The sequence below is a fragment of the Pseudomonas sp. NFACC05-1 genome, assembly GCF_900100135.1.
In the GTDB taxonomy this organism is placed as follows: Bacteria; Pseudomonadota; Gammaproteobacteria; order Pseudomonadales; family Pseudomonadaceae; genus Aquipseudomonas; species Aquipseudomonas fluorescens_Q.
The window spans coordinates 13,855-33,441 of record NZ_FMTR01000006.1; the positions used below are offsets into that span (position 1 = coordinate 13,855).

Here is a 19,587-nt window from a genome sequence, read left to right on the forward strand (position 1 = left end):
TTTTCTTTTTATAGAGAGTCTGATGAGAGCGCCCCATGCCCAACAATAATAAAGAGCTGACCCTCAGCGCCCCGCTCAGCGGCCCGGTGCTCACCCTCGCCAACGTCCCGGACGCGGTGTTCGCCAGCGGCGCCATGGGCGACGGGATCGCCATCGACCCGCTGAACGACACCCTCTACGCGCCCTGCGCTGGTGAAGTGATTCACGTCGCCCGCACTGGCCACGCCGTGACCCTGCGGGCCGACAACGGCGCCGAACTGTTGCTGCACCTGGGCCTGGACACGGTCGAGCTGCAGGGCGACGGGTTTTCCATGCTGGTCAAGGAAGGGGCGCGGGTCAGCAATGGTCAGCCGCTGCTGCGTTACGACGTGGACAAAGTGGCACTGCGCTGCAAGAGCCTGGTCAGCCTGTTGGTCATCACCAACGGCGAACACTTCCAGGCGCGGCCCATCACGCTCAAGGGGGTGAAGGTCGGCGAACCACTGCTGCATATCATCGCCAAGGCCCCGGGCGAAACGTCACACGATGACCAGGAGATCGGCCACGAAGTCTTCGGCCAGGTCCGCATCGCCCATCGCGGCGGCCTGCATGCCCGGCCGGCGGCACTGATTCGCCAGACCGCCCAGGGCTTCAAGAGCCGCTCGCACCTGCATTTTCAAGGCAAGTCGGCCTCTTGCGACAGCGTGATGGGGATGATGGGCCTGGCCATCACCGAACAAGCGCAAGTGCACGTCAGTTGCCAGGGCAGCGATGCCGAGGCGGCGCTGCAAGCCTTGCTGGCGACCTTATCCACAGCCCTGGCGGAAGAAGCCCATGCCGTGGCGCCGGCCATCAAGCCGCAACGCCCTGCCGCCGAAAACGGTGTGCTCCATGGCGTGTGTGCCGCCCCCGGCCTGGTGACCGGGCCGCTGGTTCGGCTGAATGGCATTCAATTGCCCCAGGACACTGGCGGCCATGACGTCGAAGAGCAGCGACACCGCTTGGACAATGCCTTGGCTCAGGTCAGTGGCGAAATCCGCCTCACCCTGGAAAACGCCAAGGCCCGACGCCACCGCGACGAAGAAGCGATCTTCAGCGCTCATCTGGCGTTGCTCGAAGACCCAGTGTTGCTGGATGCCGCCTACCTCTTTATCGAACAAGGCAGCGCCGCGACCCACGCCTGGAGCCATTCCATCGATGGGCAATGCCAGGTGCTGCAACAACTGGGCAGCACATTGCTGGCCGAGCGCGCCAATGATTTGCGCGACCTGCGCCAACGGGTCCTGCGGGTGTTGCTGGGTGAGGCCTGGCAATTCGACGTGGCGCCCGGCGCCATCGTCGCCGCCCAGGAACTGACCCCGTCGGACCTGCTGCAACTCAGCGCCCAAGGCGTGGCCGGCGTGTGCATGGTCGAGGGCGGCGCAACCTCCCATGTGGCGATCCTGGCCCGGGGCAAAGGCTTGCCGTGCCTGGTGGCGCTGGGTGACGAGCTGCTTGCCCAGGCGCTGGGGCAAGGGGTGGTGCTGGATGCAGACGACGGTCGCCTCGAACTTAGGCCCAGCGCCGAGCGCCTGGCCCAGGTGCATCAAGAGCAGCTCCGGCAGACCAGCCGACGCGCCCAACAACAAGCGCTCGCCCACACCCCGGCCCAGACCCTTGACGGCGTCACCGTGGAAGTGGCGGCCAACGTCGCCTCCAGCGACGATGCAGCCCAGGCCTGGGCAAACGGTGCCGACGGTGTTGGCTTGCTGCGCACCGAATTTCTGTTCGTCGACCGTCATACCGCGCCCGACGAAGAGGAACAACGCCAGGCCTACCAAGCCGTGCTCGAGGCCATGGGCGACAAGCCGGTGATCATCCGCACCATCGACGTGGGCGGTGACAAGCAGCTGGATTACCTGCCGCTGCCGACCGAAGCCAACCCGGTGCTGGGCCTGCGCGGCATTCGCCTGGCCCAGGTGCGACCGGATCTGCTGGACCAGCAACTGCGGGCCTTGCTGCAAACCCGTCCGCTGCGGCGCTGCCGGATCCTGTTGCCCATGGTCACCGAAGTCGACGAACTGCTGCACATCCGCCAACGCCTAGATGCCCTCGGCACCGAACTGGGCCTGGGCGAACGCCCGCAGTTGGGAGTGATGATCGAAGTGCCGGCCGCCGCGTTGCTGGCCGAACAATTGGCCGAGCATGCGGACTTCCTGTCCATCGGCACCAACGACCTGTCGCAATACACCCTGGCCATGGACCGCGACCACGCCGGCCTCGCCGCCCGGGTCGATGCCCTGCACCCGGCGCTGCTGCGGCTGATCGCCCAGACCTGTGCCGGCGCGGCGAAACATGGTCGCTGGGTGGGTGTATGCGGCGCCCTGGCCTCCGATCCACTGGCGATGCCGGTGCTGATCGGGCTGGGTGTACGTGAACTGTCGGTCAGTCCGCCGCAGATCGGCGCAATCAAGGACCGCGTGCGGCACCTCGACGCCGCCCAGTGCGCCCGCCTCAGCGGCGAGCTGCTGAACCTGGGCAGTGCCGCCGCCGTGCGCCAGGCCTGTCATCAACACTGGCCCCTGGGCTGAGCCACGTCGAAGAACAATAAAGGGAGAGACGCCATGTACCAGCATTTCATCGAAGGACTGCAACGCCTCGGCCGGGCACTGATGCTGCCCATCGCGATCCTGCCCATCGCCGGCCTGTTGCTGCGCCTGGGCGACACCGACCTGTTGAACATCGCCATCATCCACGATGCCGGCCAGGCGATTTTTGCCAACCTGCCGCTGATCTTCTCCATCGGCATCGCCGTGGGCTTCGCCCGGGACAACAACGGGACGGCGGGGTTGGCCGGGGCCATCGGTTACCTGGTGATGATCGCGACCTTGAAGGTGCTCGATGCCAGCATCAACATGGGCATGCTCGCCGGGATCATCAGTGGCCTGCTGGCCGGCGCGCTGTACAACCGTTTCAAGGACATCAAGCTGCCGGAATACCTGGCGTTCTTCGGTGGTCGGCGCTTCGTGCCGATTGTCACCGGTTTCAGCGCCGTGGGCCTGGGGGTGGTGTTCGGCCTGATCTGGCCGCCGATCCAGCAGGGCATCAACAGTTTCGGCGCCTTGCTGATGGAAAGCGGCAGTTTCGGTGCCTTCGTGTTCGGCGTGTTCAACCGGCTGCTGATCGTCACCGGCCTGCACCACATTCTCAATAATATGGCCTGGTTCATCTTCGGCAGCTTCACCGATCCGCAAACCGGCGCGGTGGTCACCGGCGACCTGACCCGCTACTTTGCCGGCGACCCGAATAGCGGCCAGTTCATGACCGGCATGTTCCCGGTGATGCTCTTCGGCCTGCCCGCTGCGTGCCTGGCGATGTACCGCAATGCCCTGCCCCAGCGGCGCAAAGTCATGGGGGGGATCCTGCTGTCCATGGCGCTGACGTCGTTTCTCACGGGTGTCACCGAACCGATCGAGTTCGCCTTCATGTTCCTTGCGCCGCTGCTGTTCCTGTTGCATGCCTTGCTCACCGGGCTGTCGATGGCGATCACCGATTGGCTGAACATCCGCTTGGGCTTTACCTTCTCCGGCGGCTTCATCGACATGGTGCTCGGCTGGGGCAAGTCGAATAACGGCTGGCTGGTGGTGCCGGTGGGACTGGTCTATGCCGTGATCTATTACACGGTGTTCGACTTCTGCATTCGCCGCTTCGACCTGAAAACCCCAGGGCGTGAAGAAGTGCCCGCCGGTGACAAACCGGTCATCGCCCAGAACCAACGAGCCGGGGCCTACATCGAAGCACTCGGCGGTGCCGACAACCTGATCACCGTCGGCGCCTGCACCACTCGGCTGCGGTTGGACATGGTGGATCGCAACAAGGCCTCCGACGCGCAACTCAAGGCCCTGGGCGCCATGGCCGTGGTGCGTCCCGGCAATGGCGGGAGTTTGCAGGTGGTGGTCGGGCCGATGGCCGACAGCATCGCCGATGAAATCCGCCTGGCCCTGCCTTCCTCCGACCGCCCTGCCGCTGCGCCCGTGGCCACGGTGGTTGAACCGGTTACCGCGACCAGCGTGTCCGGGGTCGAAGCGCAACAGTGGCTGGATGCACTGGGTGGCGGTGGCAATGTGTTGCAGCTCGATTGCGTGGCGATGAGCCGGTTGCGGGTGCGCCTGGCCGATGGCAAAAGACTGTCGGAAAGCGGCCTCAGGGCACTGGGATGCCAGGGGGTCAGCCCGTTGGAAGGCGGTGTCTGGCACCTGTTGCTGGGGGAGAAAGCGCCGGGGTTGTGGCAAGTGTTGGAGGGAATGGTGCTGAGCCGTCAGGCCGATGTGAAAGCCTAGTCCCCCAATCTCTGTGGTTCCGTTTACACCGGTGAATCGCTATCGCGAGCAAGCTCCCACAGAGAATTTGTGTTGTTCGACCGGTGATCCACACCACTCTCTCTGGAAAAGTACAATCCCCGTGGCGAGGGAGCTTGCTCCCGCTGGGGTGCGAAGCAGCCCCTTGGATCTGCCAGACACACCGAGTTGCCAGAGTGTTATGGGGCTGCTGCGCAGCCCAGCGGGAGCAAGCTCCCTCGCCACAGGGGTCGTGTACATAGATAAATCGGCTTCAAATAGCGCCCAATAAAAAACCCGCTGATTCATCAGCGGGTTTTTCATTTCAACGGCCCGGGATCAAAAATCCTCCAACCGCCACACTTCATACGCCGGTGTCTCGTAGGGATGGCTCTGTTTCAACGCCTCCACTACCCCACGAATCAGCTCATCGGCAACGACAAGCTCCACTTTCCATTCCTCGACCTGCTCGACCTGTCCCGCCTCGCCGATGAACGGCTGGCTGCCGTCCAACGGGCGAAACTGGCCCAGGCCCAACACTTGCCAGGCACAATGGTCATAGTCGCCGATTCGCCCGCCACCGGCAGTGAATACGGCGCTTTTGACCACGTCCAGATGGCTGGCCGGAACGAAGAAGCAGAGCTTGTACACCGCCTTAGTTCACCCAGACGCGCGCGTTGCGGAACATGCGCATCCATGGCGCGTCCTCGTTCCAGTCGTCCGAACGCCACGAGTTCTGCACCGCGCGGAACACCCGCTCCGGGTGCGGCATCATGATCGTGACGCGGCCGTCGCGGCTGGTCAGGCCGGTGATCCCGCGCGGCGAGCCGTTCGGGTTGGCCGGGTAGGTTTCGGTGACCTTGCCGTGGTTGTCGACGAACCGCAGCGACACGCAACCGGACAGATCCGCTTCGAGCAGCGCCTCTTCGCTTTCGAATTCCGCATGGCCTTCGCCGTGGGCGATGGCGATCGGCATGCGCGAACCGGCCATGCCCTGCAGGAAGATCGAGTTCGATTCCTGCACCTGGACCATCGCCACGCGCGCTTCGAACTGCTCGGAACGGTTACGCACGAAGTGCGGCCAGAACTCGCTGCCCGGGATCAGTTCGTGCAGGTTGGACATCATCTGGCAACCGTTGCACACGCCGAGGGTGAAGCTGTCGGTACGTTCGAAGAAGCCCTGGAACGCATCGCGGGCACGGCTGTTGAACAGCGCCGACTTGGCCCAGCCTTCACCGGCACCCAGCACGTCACCGTAGGAGAAACCGCCACAGGCGACCATGCCCTTGAAGTCATTCAGGTCGACACGACCGGCCAGGATGTCGCTCATGTGCACGTCGATCGCGTTGAAACCGGCACGGTCGAATGCCGCCGCCATTTCCACCTGACCGTTGACGCCCTGCTCGCGCAGGACCGCCACTTGTGGGCGAATGCCTTTCTTGATGTAGGGCGCGGCCACGTCGTGGTTGACGTCGTAGCTGAGCTTGGCGCTCAGGCCCGGGTTGTCTTCTTCCAGCAGTGCATCGAATTCCTGCTCGGCGCAGTCGGCGTTGTCCCGCAGGCGCTGGATCTGGTAGCTGGTTTCCGCCCACTGGCGCTGCAACAGGCTGCGCTGGCCTTCGAAGACGGTGTCGCCGTTGAAGGTGATGTTGATGTGGGCGTTGTTGATCGGCTGGCCGATCACCGAAACGCAGTCGGCCAGGCCAGCCGCGCTGAACTGGGCGAGGATGTCCGGGGTGGCGTCCTGGCGAACCTGGATCACCGCACCCAGCTCTTCGTTGAACAAGATGGCCGGGATTTCAGCCATGGACTCGGCCACGCTGTCGAGGGTCAGGCTCAGGCCGCAGTGACCGGCAAAGGCCATTTCCACCACGGTGGTCAACAAGCCGCCGTCGGAACGATCGTGATAGGCCAGCAGGTGACCATCGGCGTTGAGGCCCTGGATCACGGCGAAGAACGCTTTCAGGTCTTCGGCATCGTCGACGTCCGGCGCTTGCGAGCCGAGCTTGCCGTGCACCTGGGCCAGGATCGAGGCGCCCATGCGGTTTTGGCCACGGCCCAGATCGATCAGGATCAGATCGGTGGTGCCCTTGTCCATGCGCAGTTGCGGGGTCAGGGTCTGGCGGATGTCGGTGACCGGGGCGAAACCGGTCACGATCAGCGACAGCGGCGAGGTCACGCTCTTGTCCACGCCTTCGTCGCTCCAGCGCGTGGCCATGGACATGGAGTCCTTGCCCACCGGAATGGTGATGCCCAGCTCCGGGCACAGCTCCATGCCGACGGCCTTGACGGTGTCGTACAGGCGGGCATCTTCACCCGGGTGACCGGCGGCGGACATCCAGTTGGCCGACAACTTGATGTCGGAAATCTTGCCAATGCGCGAAGCCGCGATGTTGGTCAAGGTCTCGCCGATCGCCATGCGGCCCGACGCCGGGGCGTCCAGCAGCGCCAGCGGAGTACGCTCGCCCATCGCCATGGCTTCGCCGGTGTAGACGTCGAAGCTAGTGGCGGTCACGGCCACGTCGGCCACCGGCACCTGCCATGGGCCGACCATCTGGTCACGGGCCACGAGGCCGGTGATAGTGCGGTCGCCGATGGTGATCAGGAAGCTCTTGCTCGCCACGGCCGGGTGATGCAGTACACGCTCGATGGAGTCGGCGATGTCGAGTGTCGATGGATCGAAATCATCGCCCAGCTCCGCTTCGCGAACGGCCGAACGGTGCATGCGCGGGGCTTTGCCCAGCAGCACTTCCAGCGGCATGTCCACCGGGCTGTTGCCGAAATGGCTGTCGGTGACGGTCAGTTGCGGCTCGGCGGTGGCTTCACCGACCACGGCGAACGGGCAACGCTCGCGCTCGCAAATGGCCTGGAAACGTTCGAAGTCGGCCGGACCGACCGCCAGGACGTAACGCTCCTGGGATTCGTTGCTCCAGATTTCGTGCGGGGCCATGCCCGGCTCGTCGTTTGGAATGTTGCGCAGTTCGAAGCGGCCACCACGGCCGCCGTCGTTGACCAGTTCCGGGAAGGCGTTGGACAGGCCGCCCGCGCCGACGTCGTGGATGAAGCTGATGGGGTTGTGTTCACCCAACTGCCAGCAACGGTCGATGACTTCCTGGCAACGGCGTTCCATTTCCGGGTTTTCCCGCTGGACCGACGCAAAGTCCAGGTCGGCCGAGCTGGTGCCGGTGGCCATGGAGGAAGCGGCGCCGCCACCCAGGCCGATCAGCATGGCCGGGCCACCGAGGACGATCAGCTTGGAGCCGACCAGGATCTCGCCTTTCTGCACGTGGTCGGCGCGGATGTTGCCCATGCCGCCAGCCAACATGATCGGCTTGTGGTAACCACGGACTTCCTCACCGCGCGGGGTGGTGATGGACTGTTCGAAGGTACGGAAATAGCCGGTCAGGGCCGGACGGCCGAATTCGTTGTTGAACGCCGCGCCCCCCAGGGGGCCTTCGATCATGATGTCCAGGGCGTTGACGATGCGCTCAGGCTTGCCGTACGGCTTTTCCCACGGCTGTTCAAAACCCGGGATCTGCAGGTTCGACACGGTGAAGCCGGTCAGGCCGGCCTTGGGCTTGGCACCACGCCCGGTGGCGCCTTCGTCGCGGATCTCGCCACCGGAACCGGTGGACGCGCCCGGGAACGGGGCGATGGCGGTCGGGTGGTTGTGGGTCTCGACCTTCATGAGGATGTGCACCGGCTCCTGGACCGCACCGTACTGGCGGGTCTCAGGGTTCGGGTAGAAACGACCGGCAACGTTGCCGACGATCACCGCGGCGTTGTCCTTGTAGGCCGAGAGCACACCTTCGTTGTGCATCTGGTAGGTGTTCTTGATCATGCCAAACAGGCTTTTTTCCTGGCTCTGGCCGTCAATGTCCCAACTGGCGTTGAAGATCTTGTGGCGGCAGTGCTCGGAGTTGGCCTGGGCGAACATCATCAATTCGATGTCGTGCGGGTTGCGCTTCAAGCCCTGGAAAGCGTTGACCAGGTAATCGATCTCGTCTTCGGCCAGGGCCAGGCCCAGTTCGCCGTTGGCTTTTTCCAGCGCGGCACGGCCGCCGCCCAGTACGTCGATGGCGGTCAGTGGCTTGGGTTCGGCGTGGCTGAACAGGCCGGCGGCCTGCTCCAGGTTGCCCAGCACGACCTGGGTCATGCGGTCATGCAGGCCGTCGGCGATCAGTTGGGCCTCGGCCTCGCTGAACTCACCGGCGACATAAAAGGCAATGCCGCGCTCCAGGCGCTGGACTTTCGCCAGGCCGCAGTTGCGGGCGATGTCGCTGGCCTTGCTCGACCACGGCGAAATGGTGCCGAAACGCGGCAGTACCAGGAACAGGCGACCGGCCGGCTCCTGGACAGGAACACTGGGACCGTACTTCAGAAGGCGCGCAAGCACCTGCTGTTCGTCGCCGGTCAAACCGCCGGTGACTTCGGCGAAGTGAGCGAATTCAGCATACAAGCCACTGACAGCCGGAACCTTCTGGCTCAGTTGCTCAAGGAGTTTGCTGTGGCGAAAGGCAGAAAGGGCAGGAGCGCCGCGCAGGATCAACATCTTCGGGACAGCCTCGGGAAGGGGGTGTGCTTTGAGGCCGTGCATTCTAGCCTAAACCGCCGGCAACGGCACCCGAAACGGCACGCGCAGTGCTGGCCGAATGTCGGTCTTTGCGTGCGCGACGGTATCGGACACCCGCGCCAAGGCTGCCGAAGAGATATTTTTCAGCGATGCAAAGCCCTGCGCGCCCCGGCCGGCCTGTGTTGCGGACATGTTTTGCAATGGCTAGCAGACTGGCCTTTTGCTGTCGAGATATGGCGGTAGGGGCCGTTTGCGTATACTGCGCAGATGTTTTCCCCAACGGCTTTGCGTCCGCGATATGCCAGATGGCTGATCGCAACCGGACTCTTCCTGGTGCTCAGTGGTTGTGTTGAGAAACCCAACACACTGGAGCGCGTAAAGGAGGATGGCGTGCTGCGGGTGGTTACCCGAAACAGCCCCGCCACCTACTTTGAGGATCGTAACGGTGAAACCGGCTTCGAGTACGAGCTGGTGAAGCGCTTCGCCGACGATTTGGGGGTGGAACTGAAGATAGAGACCGCCGACAACCTCGACGATCTGTTCAGCCAGATCGGCAAGCCCAACGGTCCGGTATTGGCGGCCGCGGGCCTGGTCAGCAGCGAACAGCGCAAGAAGCAGGTACGGTTTTCCCGCTCCTACCTGGAAGTCACCCCGCAGATCATCTACCGCAACGGCCAGTCACGCCCCACCGACGCCGCCGCTTTGGCCGGCAAAAAAATCATGGTGCTCAAGGGCAGCACTCACGCCGAACAACTGGCACAGCTTAAACAGCAATACCCGGGCATCGAATACGAAGAGTCCGACGCGGTTGAAGTGGTCGACCTGCTACGCATGGTGGATGAGGGCCAGATCGACCTGACCCTGGTGGACTCCAACGAAGTGGCGATGAACCAGGTGTACTTCCCCAACGTGCGCGTGGCGTTCGACCTGGGTGATGCCCGCAGCCAGAGTTGGGCGGTCGCCCCCGGTGAAGACAACAGCCTGCTCAACGAGATCAACAGCTACCTGGACAAAGTGCAGAAGAACGGCACCCTGCAGCGCCTCAAAGACCGCTATTACGGGCACGTCGATGTCCTCGGCTACATGGGCGCCACCACCTTCGCCCAGCATTTGCAGCAACGGCTGCCCAAATACGAACAGCACTTCAAGGCCTACGCCAAGAAAGAGAAAGTCGACTGGCGCCTGCTGGCCGCCATTGGCTATCAGGAATCGCTGTGGCAACCGGCGGTCACGTCCAAGACCGGCGTGCGCGGCCTGATGATGCTGACCCAGAACACCGCCCAGGCCATGGGCGTGTCCAACCGCCTGGATCCGAAGCAGAGCATCATGGGCGGCGCCAAGTACCTGGCCTACATGAAGGATCAACTGGACGAAAGCATCCAGGAGCCCGACCGCACCTGGTTCGCCCTCGCCGCCTATAACGTGGGCAGCGGTCACCTGGACGATGCGCGCAAACTGGCGGCCAAGGAAGGGCTGAACCCGAACAAGTGGCTGGATGTGAAGAAGATCCTGCCGCGCCTGTCGCAGAAACAGTGGTACAGCAAGACCCGCTATGGCTACGCCCGGGGCGGCGAGCCGGTGCATTTCGTGGCGAACATCCGTCGCTACTACGACATCCTGACCTGGGTGACGCAGCCGCAGCTCGAAGGCAACCAGGTGGCCGAGGGCAATCTGCACGTGCCGGGAGTCGACAAGAGCAAGCCTAACCAGGAAAGCCCGCAGCTCTGACAGCTGTACACCATCCCGATGCAGTGATGAATCTGTGGCGAGGGAGCTTGCTCCCGCTGGGGCGCGAAGCGGCCCTAGTAACTCCCTGGCAACCCGGTGTGTCTGGCAGATCCAAGAAGCTGCTGCGCAGCCCTGATGCAGTGATGAACCATTGTGGCGAGGGAGCTTGCTCCCGCTGGGGCGCGAAGCGGCCCTAGTAACTCCCTGGCAACCCGGTGTGTCTGGCAGATCCAAGGGGCTGCTGCGCAGCCCAGCGGGAGCAAGCTCCCTCGCCACAATGAATCAGGCAAGCCCTAAGTGAGCAGCCAGTCTTATGGCCGCGGTCAGGACTTGGCGGCAGCCAGGATCAGCGCCTTCATTTCCGATACAGCCGACTTGAACCCGACGAACAACGCATGGGCCACCAACGCGTGGCCGATGTTCAGCTCGTTGATGCCCTTGATCGCCGCGACGGCTTCGACGTTGTGGTAGTGCAGGCCATGGCCGGCGTTGACGATCAGGCCCTTGGCCAGGCCGAAGGCGACACCGTCAGCGACTCGCTGCAGCTCATCGGCCACATCCGTGGGAGTCTCGGCATCAGCGTAACGGCCCGTGTGCAGCTCGATGGCCGGCGCGCCAACACGCTTGGAAGCCTCGATCTGCCGTTCGTCGGCATCAATGAACAGCGATACCTCGGCGCCAATCTTCGACAAGCGCTCCACTGCCAAGCTGATCCGCGCCTCCTGCCCCGCCACGTCGAGACCGCCTTCGGTGGTCAGCTCCTGGCGAGTCTCCGGCACCAGGCAGATGTGCGCCGGGCGGATGAGCTCAGCGAACGCCATCATCTCTTCGGTCACGCCCATTTCGAAGTTCATGCGGGTTTGCAGCACGTCCTTGAGCAGCAGCACATCTCGCTCCTGGATGTGACGACGGTCTTCACGCAAGTGTACGGTGATGCCGTCGGCACCCGCCTCTTCCGCGTCCAATGCGGCCTTGACCGGATCCGGGTAACGCGTACCCCGGGCCTGGCGCAGGGTGGCGACATGGTCGATGTTCACGCCGAGAAGAATGCGATTGCTGGTGCTCACAAAAAGGCTCCTGAATGGACGAATAGTCGGCCCACAGCATACGGGTTGATCAGGGCTTGCGAAACAACTCGCGACTGACCAGTGGCCGCCCGCCCAGGTGCACAGCCAGGGCCTGGCGCATCAGCCGCTTGGCTGCCGACAAGGCGCCTGGCGCACTCCAGTCGGCCTCGGCCATCGCCAGCAGCTCAGCCCCATTGAACAGCCCCGGTTGCAACAGGTAGACCTGCTCCAGGCCAGCATCCACCTGTAAGCGGTAAAGACCGTCCGCCGCGACGGGTTCGCCGTGCAGATCAGTGTTCAGAGCGAAGCCGTAGCCCAGGTCATCCAGTAGCCGCCACTCAAAGGAGCGCAGCAGCGGCTCCAGCGGCCGCCCTTCAGCCAGGGCCAGTAGCGTGGCGGCGTAGTGGTCGAAGACGGCCGGGTGGGGATCTTCGGCCGGCAGCAGGCGGATCAACAGTTCATTGAGGTACAAGCCGCTGAACAGCGCCTCACCGTTGAGCCACGCCGCGACGCCATTGCTTTCCATGCGCCCGACATTTTTCAACTCGCCTCGACCACGGAACTCGACTTCCAGCGGCACGAACGGCCGCGCCAGTGTCCCGGCCTTGCCCCGCGCTCCACGCAACACCGCCCGCAGCCGCCCTTGCGGCGTGAGGAAGTCCACCAGGGCGCTGCTTTCGCGGTAGGCGCGGCTGTGGAGGACGTAGGCGGGTTGGGCGATGGGTTGGCTTGGGGACATCAGGGGCCTGAATATCAGAAGATATCGACTATGAAAGAGAGCCTTGTGGCGAGGGAGCAAGCTCGCGCTGGGCTGCGAAGCTGCCCCTTGGATCTACCAGACACACCGAGTTGCCTGATTTTACGACTGCTTCGCAGCCGAGCGGGAGCAAGCTCCCTCGCCACAAGAGCCCGCCCACCATGATCCTGGGATTACAGGTCGCCGTAACCCAACGACCGCAGCGCCCGCTCGTCGTCGGACCAGCCACCCTTCACCTTGACCCACAGGTTGAGCATGATCTTGGAGTCGAACAGCAGTTCCATGTCCTTGCGCGCCTCGGTGCCGATGCGCTTGATGCGCTCGCCCTTGTCGCCAATGATGATTTTCTTCTGGCCGTCACGTTCGACGAGGATCAAGGCATGAATGTGCAGGGTCTTGCCCTGTTGCTTGAACTCTTCGATCTCGACCGTGATCTGGTAGGGCAACTCGGCCCCCATCTGACGCATGATTTTCTCGCGCACCAGCTCGGCGGCGAGGAAACGGCTGCTGCGGTCGGTGATCTGGTCTTCGGGGAAGAAATGATCATTTTCCGGCAGATGTTCGGCAATGACCCGCTCCAACGCGTCGAGGTTATGGCCGTGCTGGGCAGAGATCGGAATGATCTGGGCGTTCGGCAACTGTTCCTGCAACCAGGACAGGTGCGGCATCAGTTCCGCCTTGTCTTCGATCCGATCGGTCTTGTTCAGCGCCACGATCAGCGGGCCGGTGACGTATTGGACGCGCTCGAGGACCATCTGGTCTTCGTCGGTCCACTTGGTGCGATCGACCACGAAGATCACCACGTCGACGTCTTTCAACGCCGCCGAAGCAGTCTTGTTCATGTAGCGGTTCAGGGCCTTTTCGCCGCCCTTGTGCATGCCTGGGGTGTCGACGTAGATCGCCTGGACGGCGCCTTCGGTCTTGATGCCCAGCATGTTGTGGCGGGTCGTCTGGGGCTTGCGCGAGGTGATCGCCAGCTTCTGGCCCAGGATGTGGTTCAGCAGCGTGGATTTACCCACGTTCGGCCGACCGACAATGGCGACATAGCCGCAGCGGGTGACGGTTGTATCAGTCATTGCCATTCTCCACACCCAGGGCAATCAATGCTGCGGCGGCCGCTACCTGTTCGGCAATACGACGACTCACACCCTGACCCCGGCTTTTTTCATTCAATAGGACCACTTCGCATTCGACGAAGAAGGTACGGCAATGCGGCTCACCCTGGATATCCACGACTTCGTAGCGCGGCAGCTCGCAACTGCGCGATTGCAGGAATTCCTGCAAACGGGTCTTCGGATCCTTGTTGGTGTCCACCAGCGTCAGGCTGTCGATCTCGGACGTCAGCCAGGCCAGCACGCGTTCACGCGCCATTTCCATGCCTGAGTCCAGATAGATCGCGCCGATCAAGGCTTCCAGGGCATCGGCCAGGATAGATTCGCGACGGAAACCGCCACTTTTCAGCTCGCCGGAGCCCAGGCGCAGGTAGTCGCCCAGGTCAAAACCACGGGCCAGTACGGCCAGGGTCTCACCTTTTACCAAGCGCGCGCGCAAACGCGACAATTGGCCTTCGCGGGCCAGCGGGAAACGCTCGAACAGCGCCTCACCGGCCACGAAGTTGAGGATGGCATCACCGAGGAATTCCAGGCGTTCGTTGTTGCGCCCGGCAAAACTGCGGTGAGTGAGGGCCAGGAGCATCAGGTCCTGGTCCTTGAAGGTGTAGCCGAGCTGACGCTCGAGACGGCTTAGAGAAACGCTCACGGTTTACCCACGCTGAGTTCGTGGCTGGATTCCACCGCCACGGCGGCAAGGCGCCGTTGGCTTGGGACAATTAACGCTGTGTTCAAAAATACGTCCTGACTATCGTTGGCTTCATGCCTTCGGGCAACCTTGCGCAGGCTCCAGAAAAGCATTCGGCGCTGTGTTCAACAGCGCCGTGGGTGATTACTTGATCAGGCCAACCCGCGAGAAATTCGGCAGGTGACTGAGTTTGGGTTCCGGCCAGCTCATCCAGACCGCAAAGGCCTTGCCGACGATGTTCCGGTCCGGGACCATGCCCAGCAGGTCCTTGGGAATGTTCGGATCATCCCAGTACCGGCTGTCGTTGGAGTTGTCGCGGTTGTCTCCCATCATGAAGTAGTGCCCCGCCGGCACGGTCCACGAATGGTCCGGTGTCGCGCGGTAGCGGCTCATTTCCTTGCGGATCAGGTGCTCGGCCTCGCCGAGTTTTTCCCGGTAGAGCTCGGCACTGCCCAGCGTACCCGGCTCGGAGCCGAGCAACTGTTCGGCCACGGATTCGCCATTGACGAACAGGCGCTTGTCGGCGGTGTAGCGAACCGTGTCGCCCGGCAGGCCGACGACACGCTTGATGTAGTTGACGTTCGGGTCGCTCGGGAAGCGGAACACCATGACATCGCCGCGTTGCGGATCACCGACTTCGATGACTTTCTTGTCGATCACCGGCAGGCGGATCCCGTAGGAAAACTTGTTCACCAGGATGAAATCGCCCACGTCCAGGGTCGGCTTCATCGAGCCGGAGGGAATCTGGAAGGGTTCCACCAGGAACGAGCGCAGCACCAGCACGATGAACAACACCGGGAAGAACGACTTGCCGTATTCGACCAGCAGCGGTTCCTTGTTGAGCTTTTCGATCACCACACCATCAGGCTGGCTGACGCTGCCCTGATAAGAGGCGATGGCCGCCCGGCGCCGAGGCGCCAGGAACAACAGATCAAGCAACGCCAACAGGCCGCAGACAAACACGGCGATAACCAGCAACAGCGGGAAATTTAGCGACATAGGACCTAACTATCCAACCTGAGCACCGCAAGGAAGGCTTCCTGTGGAATTTCCACGTTACCGACCTGCTTCATGCGTTTTTTACCGGCCTTCTGCTTTTCCAACAGCTTGCGCTTACGGCTGACGTCGCCACCGTAGCATTTGGCCAATACGTTCTTTCTGAGCGCCTTGACGGTTGTACGCGCCACAATCTGCCCGCCAATGGCGGCCTGGATTGCCACGTCGAACATCTGCCGCGGAATCAGTTCCTTCATCTTCTCGGTCAATGCACGACCTTTGTAGTGCGCGTTGTCACGGTGCACGATCAATGCCAGGGCATCGACTTTCTCACCGTTGATCAGCACATCCAGCTTCACCAGATTAGCCGATTGGTAACGATCGAAATGATAGTCCAGCGAAGCATAGCCGCGACTGGTGGATTTGAGGCGGTCGAAGAAGTCCAGTACCACCTCGTTCATCGGCAGGTCGTAGGTCACCTGGACCTGCGTGCCGAGGAACAGCATGTCGTGTTGTACGCCACGCTTCTCGATGCACAACGTAATGACGTTGCCCAGGTGCTCCTGAGGCACAAGGATGTTGGCCCGCACGATCGGTTCGCGCATGTCTTCGATGGCCGACAGGTCCGGCAGCTTGGACGGGTTGTCGACGTAGAGGGTCTCGCCGTTCTTGAGCAACAGCTCGAAAATAACCGTCGGTGCCGTGGTGATCAGGTCCAGGTCGTATTCGCGCTCCAGGCGCTCCTGGATGATTTCCATGTGCAACATGCCCAGGAATCCGCACCGGAAACCGAAGCCCAGGGCATCGGAGCTTTCCGGGGTGTATTGCAGGGACGAGTCGTTCAGGGTCAGCTTCTGCAGGGCTTCGCGGAAATCCTCGAAGTCGTCGGAGCTGACCGGGAACAGGCCGGCATAGACCTGCGGCTGGATGCGTTTGAAACCTGGCAGCACATCGACGTCGGGGGTGGAACTCAAGGTCAGGGTATCGCCGACCGGCGCCCCGTGGATGTCCTTGATACCGGCGATGATGAAGCCCACTTCACCGGCCTTCAGGTCTACGGTAGCGGTGTGTTTCGGGTTGAATACACCGACGCTGTCCACCAGGTGGATCTTGCCGGTGGACTTGACCAGGATCTTGTCGCCCTTCTTCACGCGGCCATGGCGCACGCGAACCAGGGACACCACGCCCAGGTAGTTGTCGAACCAGGAGTCGATGATCAACGCTTGCAGCGGATCTTCGATGTTGCCGGTCGGCGCGGGAATGGTGTGCACCAGGCGCTCGAGCACTTCGTCCACGCCCAGGCCGGTCTTGGCGCTGCAGGTGACCGCGTCGGTGGCGTCGATGCCGATGATTTTCTCGATTTCTTCCTTCACGCGATCCGGATCGGCCTGGGGCAGGTCGATCTTGTTCAGCACCGGCATGACTTCCAGGCCCTGCTCGATGGCCGTGTAGCAGTTGGCAACCGACTGGGCTTCGACGCCCTGGCCGGCATCGACCACCAGCAGCGCACCTTCACAGGCCGCCAGCGACCGGCTGACTTCATAGGTGAAGTCGACGTGGCCCGGGGTATCGATGAAGTTCAGCTGATAGGTGATGCCGTCGCGGGCCTTGTAGTAGAGGGTAACGCTGTGGGCCTTGATGGTGATCCCGCGTTCACGTTCGAGGTCCATGGAGTCCAGGACCTGGGCTTCCATTTCACGCTCGGCCAGGCCGCCGCACATCTGGATGAAGCGATCGGCCAGCGTCGACTTGCCATGGTCAATGTGGGCGATGATGGAGAAATTGCGGATATGACTCAAATCACTCACGGATCAACACTCAAAAAGGCTGCAGGCATAGCCCGCCGAAAAATAGCCGGGAATTGTACCTGATACAGACGCCATTGTGGCGAGGGGATTTATCCCCGCTGGGTTGCGAAGCAGCCCCACGATCCATCAGCCATCGCGATGTGCCAGGCAGGGCGCAGGGGGCTGCTTCGCAGCCCAGCGGGGATAAATCCCCTCGCCACAGCAAGCTCCCTCGCCACAGAAGCCCGCTCGCCACAAGAATCGGGGTCAACCCGCCCGACGCAACAGCCAAAGCCCGGCCAACGCGCAGACACCGGCCGGCACCAGCACCGCAAACAGCGGTGAGAAGCCGAACACCAGGCTCGACGGCCCCAGCAGATCCTGGGCAATGCGGAAAGTGAAGCCCACCAGTACACCGGTAAACACCCGCTGGCCAAGGGTCACCGAACGCAGCGGACCAAAAATGAAGGAAATCGCCATCAACACCAGGGCGGCGGTGACCAACGGCTGCAACACCTTGACCCAAAAAGCCAGCCAATAGCGGCCGTTATTCAAGCCCTGGTCCGCCAGATAGTGGATATACCCCCACAAGCCGGTAATCGACAGGGATTCGGGCGCCATCACCACGGTGCTGAGCAGTTGCGGGCTGATCGACACGTCCCAACGCTCCCGCGGGGCGGCGACCACCTCGGTGCGCTTGTCATGGAACAAGGTGGTAGTGACACCGATCAACTGCCAGTGGTCCTCGGCGAATTTGGCGCGCTTGGCGAAGCTCGACGACAGCATGTGCCGCTGGTCGTCGAAGCGATAACGGGTCACCCCGTACAGAATGCCGTTGGGCTGGACCGAGTTGATATGGATGAACTCGTCGCCCTGGCGGTGCCACAGGCCGTGCTTGGCGCTTTGCGCATCGCCGCCGCCCTGGGCCAGGGAACGGTTGGCCTGGGCAGTATTTTCGGTGGCTGGGGCGATGTATTCGCCGATCAGCACACCCACCAGCATCAACACCAGCATGGGCTTCATCACCGCCCAGACGATCCGACCAATGGACACGCCGGCGGCGCGCATGATGGTCAGCTCGCTGTTGCTGGCCAGGCTGCCCAGGCCGATCAGGCAACCGATCAGCGCGGCCATCGGCAGCATGTCGTACAAACGCCGTGGTGCCGTCAGCAGCACGTAGCTCGCCACGTCCGTCAGCGTATAGGTGTCGCTGACATCGCTCATTTCATCGATGAAGGCAAACAGGGTCGCCAGACCGAGGATGATCCCCAGCACCGCAAGGATCGCCATGAACACGCTGCTGCCGATGTACCGATCGAGTTTAACCACGGGCCACCTCCAGCGCGCTGCGACGACTGGCCAGCTTCAGGCGTAGCGGCTCCCAATAGAGCAGCCCCAGGCCGATGGCCAGGAAGATCGAGTGCACCCACCACAGGCCCAAGGCGGGCGGGATCTTGCCTTTCTCCAACGCACTGCGAGCGGAAATCAGGATGGTCAGGTAAGCCATATACAGAAGAATCGCCGGCAGCAGCTTGAGGAAACGCCCCTGGCGCGGGTTGACCCGCGACAGCGGGACCGCCATGAGGGTCACGATGAACACCAGCAGCGGCAAGGACAGGCGCCATTGCAGCTCGGTACGGGCACGAATGTCCTTGTTGCCCAGCAGGCTGGCAGTCGGCATCGCGTCGCGATCAGTGACTTCGTCGCTGACCTCGGGCTTGGGCAACAGCACGCCATAGGTGTCGTACTTGATGGCCCGGTAATCGGCCTGTCCCGGCTTGCCGTCATAGCGATAGCCGTTTTCCAGGATCAGGTAGCGGTTGCCGTCGGGGTTGATTTCCTGCCGGCCCTTCTCGGCCACTAGCACGGAAATGCCACGGTCCTTCTTGGTATCCGAAGACAGGTTCTTTTGGGTAATGAAGACGCCGGCCAGGTCGATCCGGTCGTCCGAGAGCTGTTCGGTGTAGGTCACCCGCGTGCCGTCGCGCAGGGCCTGGAAACGCCCTGGCACCAGGGTGTCGAACTCGGTCATGGCGTCCTGCTGGTTGATCAGCAACTGGAACTGGTTGGCGCCTTGGGGGGCCAGGCTCAGGCTCAGCCAGGCCACCACCAACGCCACCAACGTGGCCGGGAACAGCGTCATGCGAAACAGGCGCTGTTGGCTCATACCAGTGGCCGACAGCACGGTCATTTCGCTGTCCAGGTACAAGCGCCCGTAGGCCAGCAGGATGCCGAGGAACAACCCCAGCGGCAGGATCAATTGCAAGAAGCCCGGCAGGCGGAACCCCATGATCAGGAACAGCGAGCCCGGGTCCAGGGCGCCGGAAGCCGCCTGGGCGAGGTATTTGATGAAGCGCCCGCTCATGATGATGACCAGCAGCACGGCGCTGACGGCGCTCAGGGTCAGCAGGACTTCACGGGATAAATAACGAAAGACGATCACACCAGACACTCCAGGGCTGTCAGGCTGGGTTTTGTATGAAAAGTGCCTGCGCGACGATCATGCTGCGTTGAAAACAGGCTCGGAATGCTCATTGACAGCCAGTCAACTCCGCTTCCTCGCCTGTTTTCGCCTTGCCTGATCGCC

At 62.6% G+C, this 19,587-nt stretch carries 13 protein-coding genes; 3 read left to right on the forward strand and 10 right to left on the reverse strand.

Features of this window, described 5'->3' with window-relative positions:
• The first annotated feature begins 35 nt into the window (after nt 1-35).
• Together ptsP and nagE are read left to right on the forward strand one after the other, a co-directional pair.
• Entirely contained in the window at nt 36-2,549 is a 2,514-nt protein-coding gene (ptsP, locus tag BLO97_RS11500) for a phosphoenolpyruvate--protein phosphotransferase (protein WP_092345953.1), read from the forward strand.
• A 33-nt stretch (nt 2,550-2,582) separates the two neighbouring features.
• On the forward strand, nt 2,583-4,298 hold the full coding sequence (gene nagE, locus BLO97_RS11505) for an N-acetylglucosamine-specific PTS transporter subunit IIBC (protein WP_092146886.1): 1,716 nt from the start codon (nt 2,583-2,585) through the stop codon (nt 4,296-4,298).
• A gap of 336 nt (nt 4,299-4,634) precedes the next feature.
• Here the strand turns inward: nagE and BLO97_RS11510 are convergent, their stop codons facing one another.
• Both BLO97_RS11510 and purL read right to left on the reverse strand, forming a co-directional pair.
• A complete protein-coding gene (locus BLO97_RS11510; RefSeq protein ID WP_092345955.1) occupies nt 4,635-4,946 on the reverse strand; it encodes a YqfO family protein in 312 nt (103 codons plus the stop codon).
• Nucleotides 4,947-4,950: 4 nt separating this feature from the next.
• Nucleotides 4,951-8,847, reverse strand: a complete 3,897-nt coding sequence (gene purL, locus BLO97_RS11515; protein WP_092345957.1) for a phosphoribosylformylglycinamidine synthase — start codon at nt 8,845-8,847, stop codon at nt 4,951-4,953.
• Between the two features lie 288 nt (nt 8,848-9,135).
• Here purL and mltF point away from each other — a divergent pair, with 288 nt between their 5' ends.
• The gene (gene mltF / locus BLO97_RS11520) at nt 9,136-10,596 is read left to right on the forward strand and encodes a membrane-bound lytic murein transglycosylase MltF (RefSeq protein ID WP_092146880.1); all 1,461 of its coding nucleotides are present in this window, start codon (nt 9,136-9,138) and stop codon (nt 10,594-10,596) included.
• Nucleotides 10,597-10,919: 323 nt separating this feature from the next.
• Here the strand turns inward: mltF and pdxJ are convergent, their stop codons facing one another.
• The 8 genes from pdxJ to lptF all read right to left on the reverse strand — a co-directional run bounded on the left by pdxJ (nt 10,920) and on the right by lptF (nt 19,443).
• A complete protein-coding gene (gene pdxJ, locus BLO97_RS11525; protein ID WP_063324536.1) occupies nt 10,920-11,663 on the reverse strand; it encodes a pyridoxine 5'-phosphate synthase in 744 nt (247 codons plus the stop codon).
• A gap of 49 nt (nt 11,664-11,712) precedes the next feature.
• The gene (gene recO, locus BLO97_RS11530) at nt 11,713-12,402 is read right to left on the reverse strand and encodes a DNA repair protein RecO (protein WP_063324535.1); all 690 of its coding nucleotides are present in this window, start codon (nt 12,400-12,402) and stop codon (nt 11,713-11,715) included.
• A 191-nt stretch (nt 12,403-12,593) separates the two neighbouring features.
• Nucleotides 12,594-13,496 (reverse strand): GTPase Era, encoded by a 903-nt coding sequence (era, locus tag BLO97_RS11535; RefSeq protein ID WP_063324534.1) that lies wholly within the window; start codon nt 13,494-13,496, stop codon nt 12,594-12,596.
• The gene (rnc, locus tag BLO97_RS11540) at nt 13,489-14,178 is read right to left on the reverse strand and encodes a ribonuclease III (RefSeq protein ID WP_057448995.1); all 690 of its coding nucleotides are present in this window, start codon (nt 14,176-14,178) and stop codon (nt 13,489-13,491) included. Before rnc ends, era begins: the two co-directional genes overlap by 8 nt.
• 183 nt (nt 14,179-14,361) lie before the next feature.
• Nucleotides 14,362-15,216 carry a signal peptidase I gene (lepB, locus tag BLO97_RS11545; protein WP_063324533.1) on the reverse strand — a complete coding sequence of 285 codons (855 nt, stop codon included), beginning with the start codon at nt 15,214-15,216 and terminating at the stop codon, nt 14,362-14,364.
• A 5-nt stretch (nt 15,217-15,221) separates the two neighbouring features.
• On the reverse strand, nt 15,222-17,021 hold the full coding sequence (gene lepA, locus BLO97_RS11550; protein ID WP_063324532.1) for a translation elongation factor 4: 1,800 nt from the start codon (nt 17,019-17,021) through the stop codon (nt 15,222-15,224).
• Nucleotides 17,022-17,267: 246 nt separating this feature from the next.
• Nucleotides 17,268-18,329: an LPS export ABC transporter permease LptG gene (gene lptG, locus BLO97_RS11555; RefSeq protein WP_092146878.1), complete on the reverse strand. Its 1,062-nt coding sequence runs from the start codon at nt 18,327-18,329 to the stop codon at nt 17,268-17,270.
• Nucleotides 18,322-19,443: an LPS export ABC transporter permease LptF gene (gene lptF, locus BLO97_RS11560; RefSeq protein ID WP_063324530.1), complete on the reverse strand. Its 1,122-nt coding sequence runs from the start codon at nt 19,441-19,443 to the stop codon at nt 18,322-18,324. Before lptF ends, lptG begins: the two co-directional genes overlap by 8 nt.
• Between the last annotated feature and the right edge of the window lie 144 nt (nt 19,444-19,587).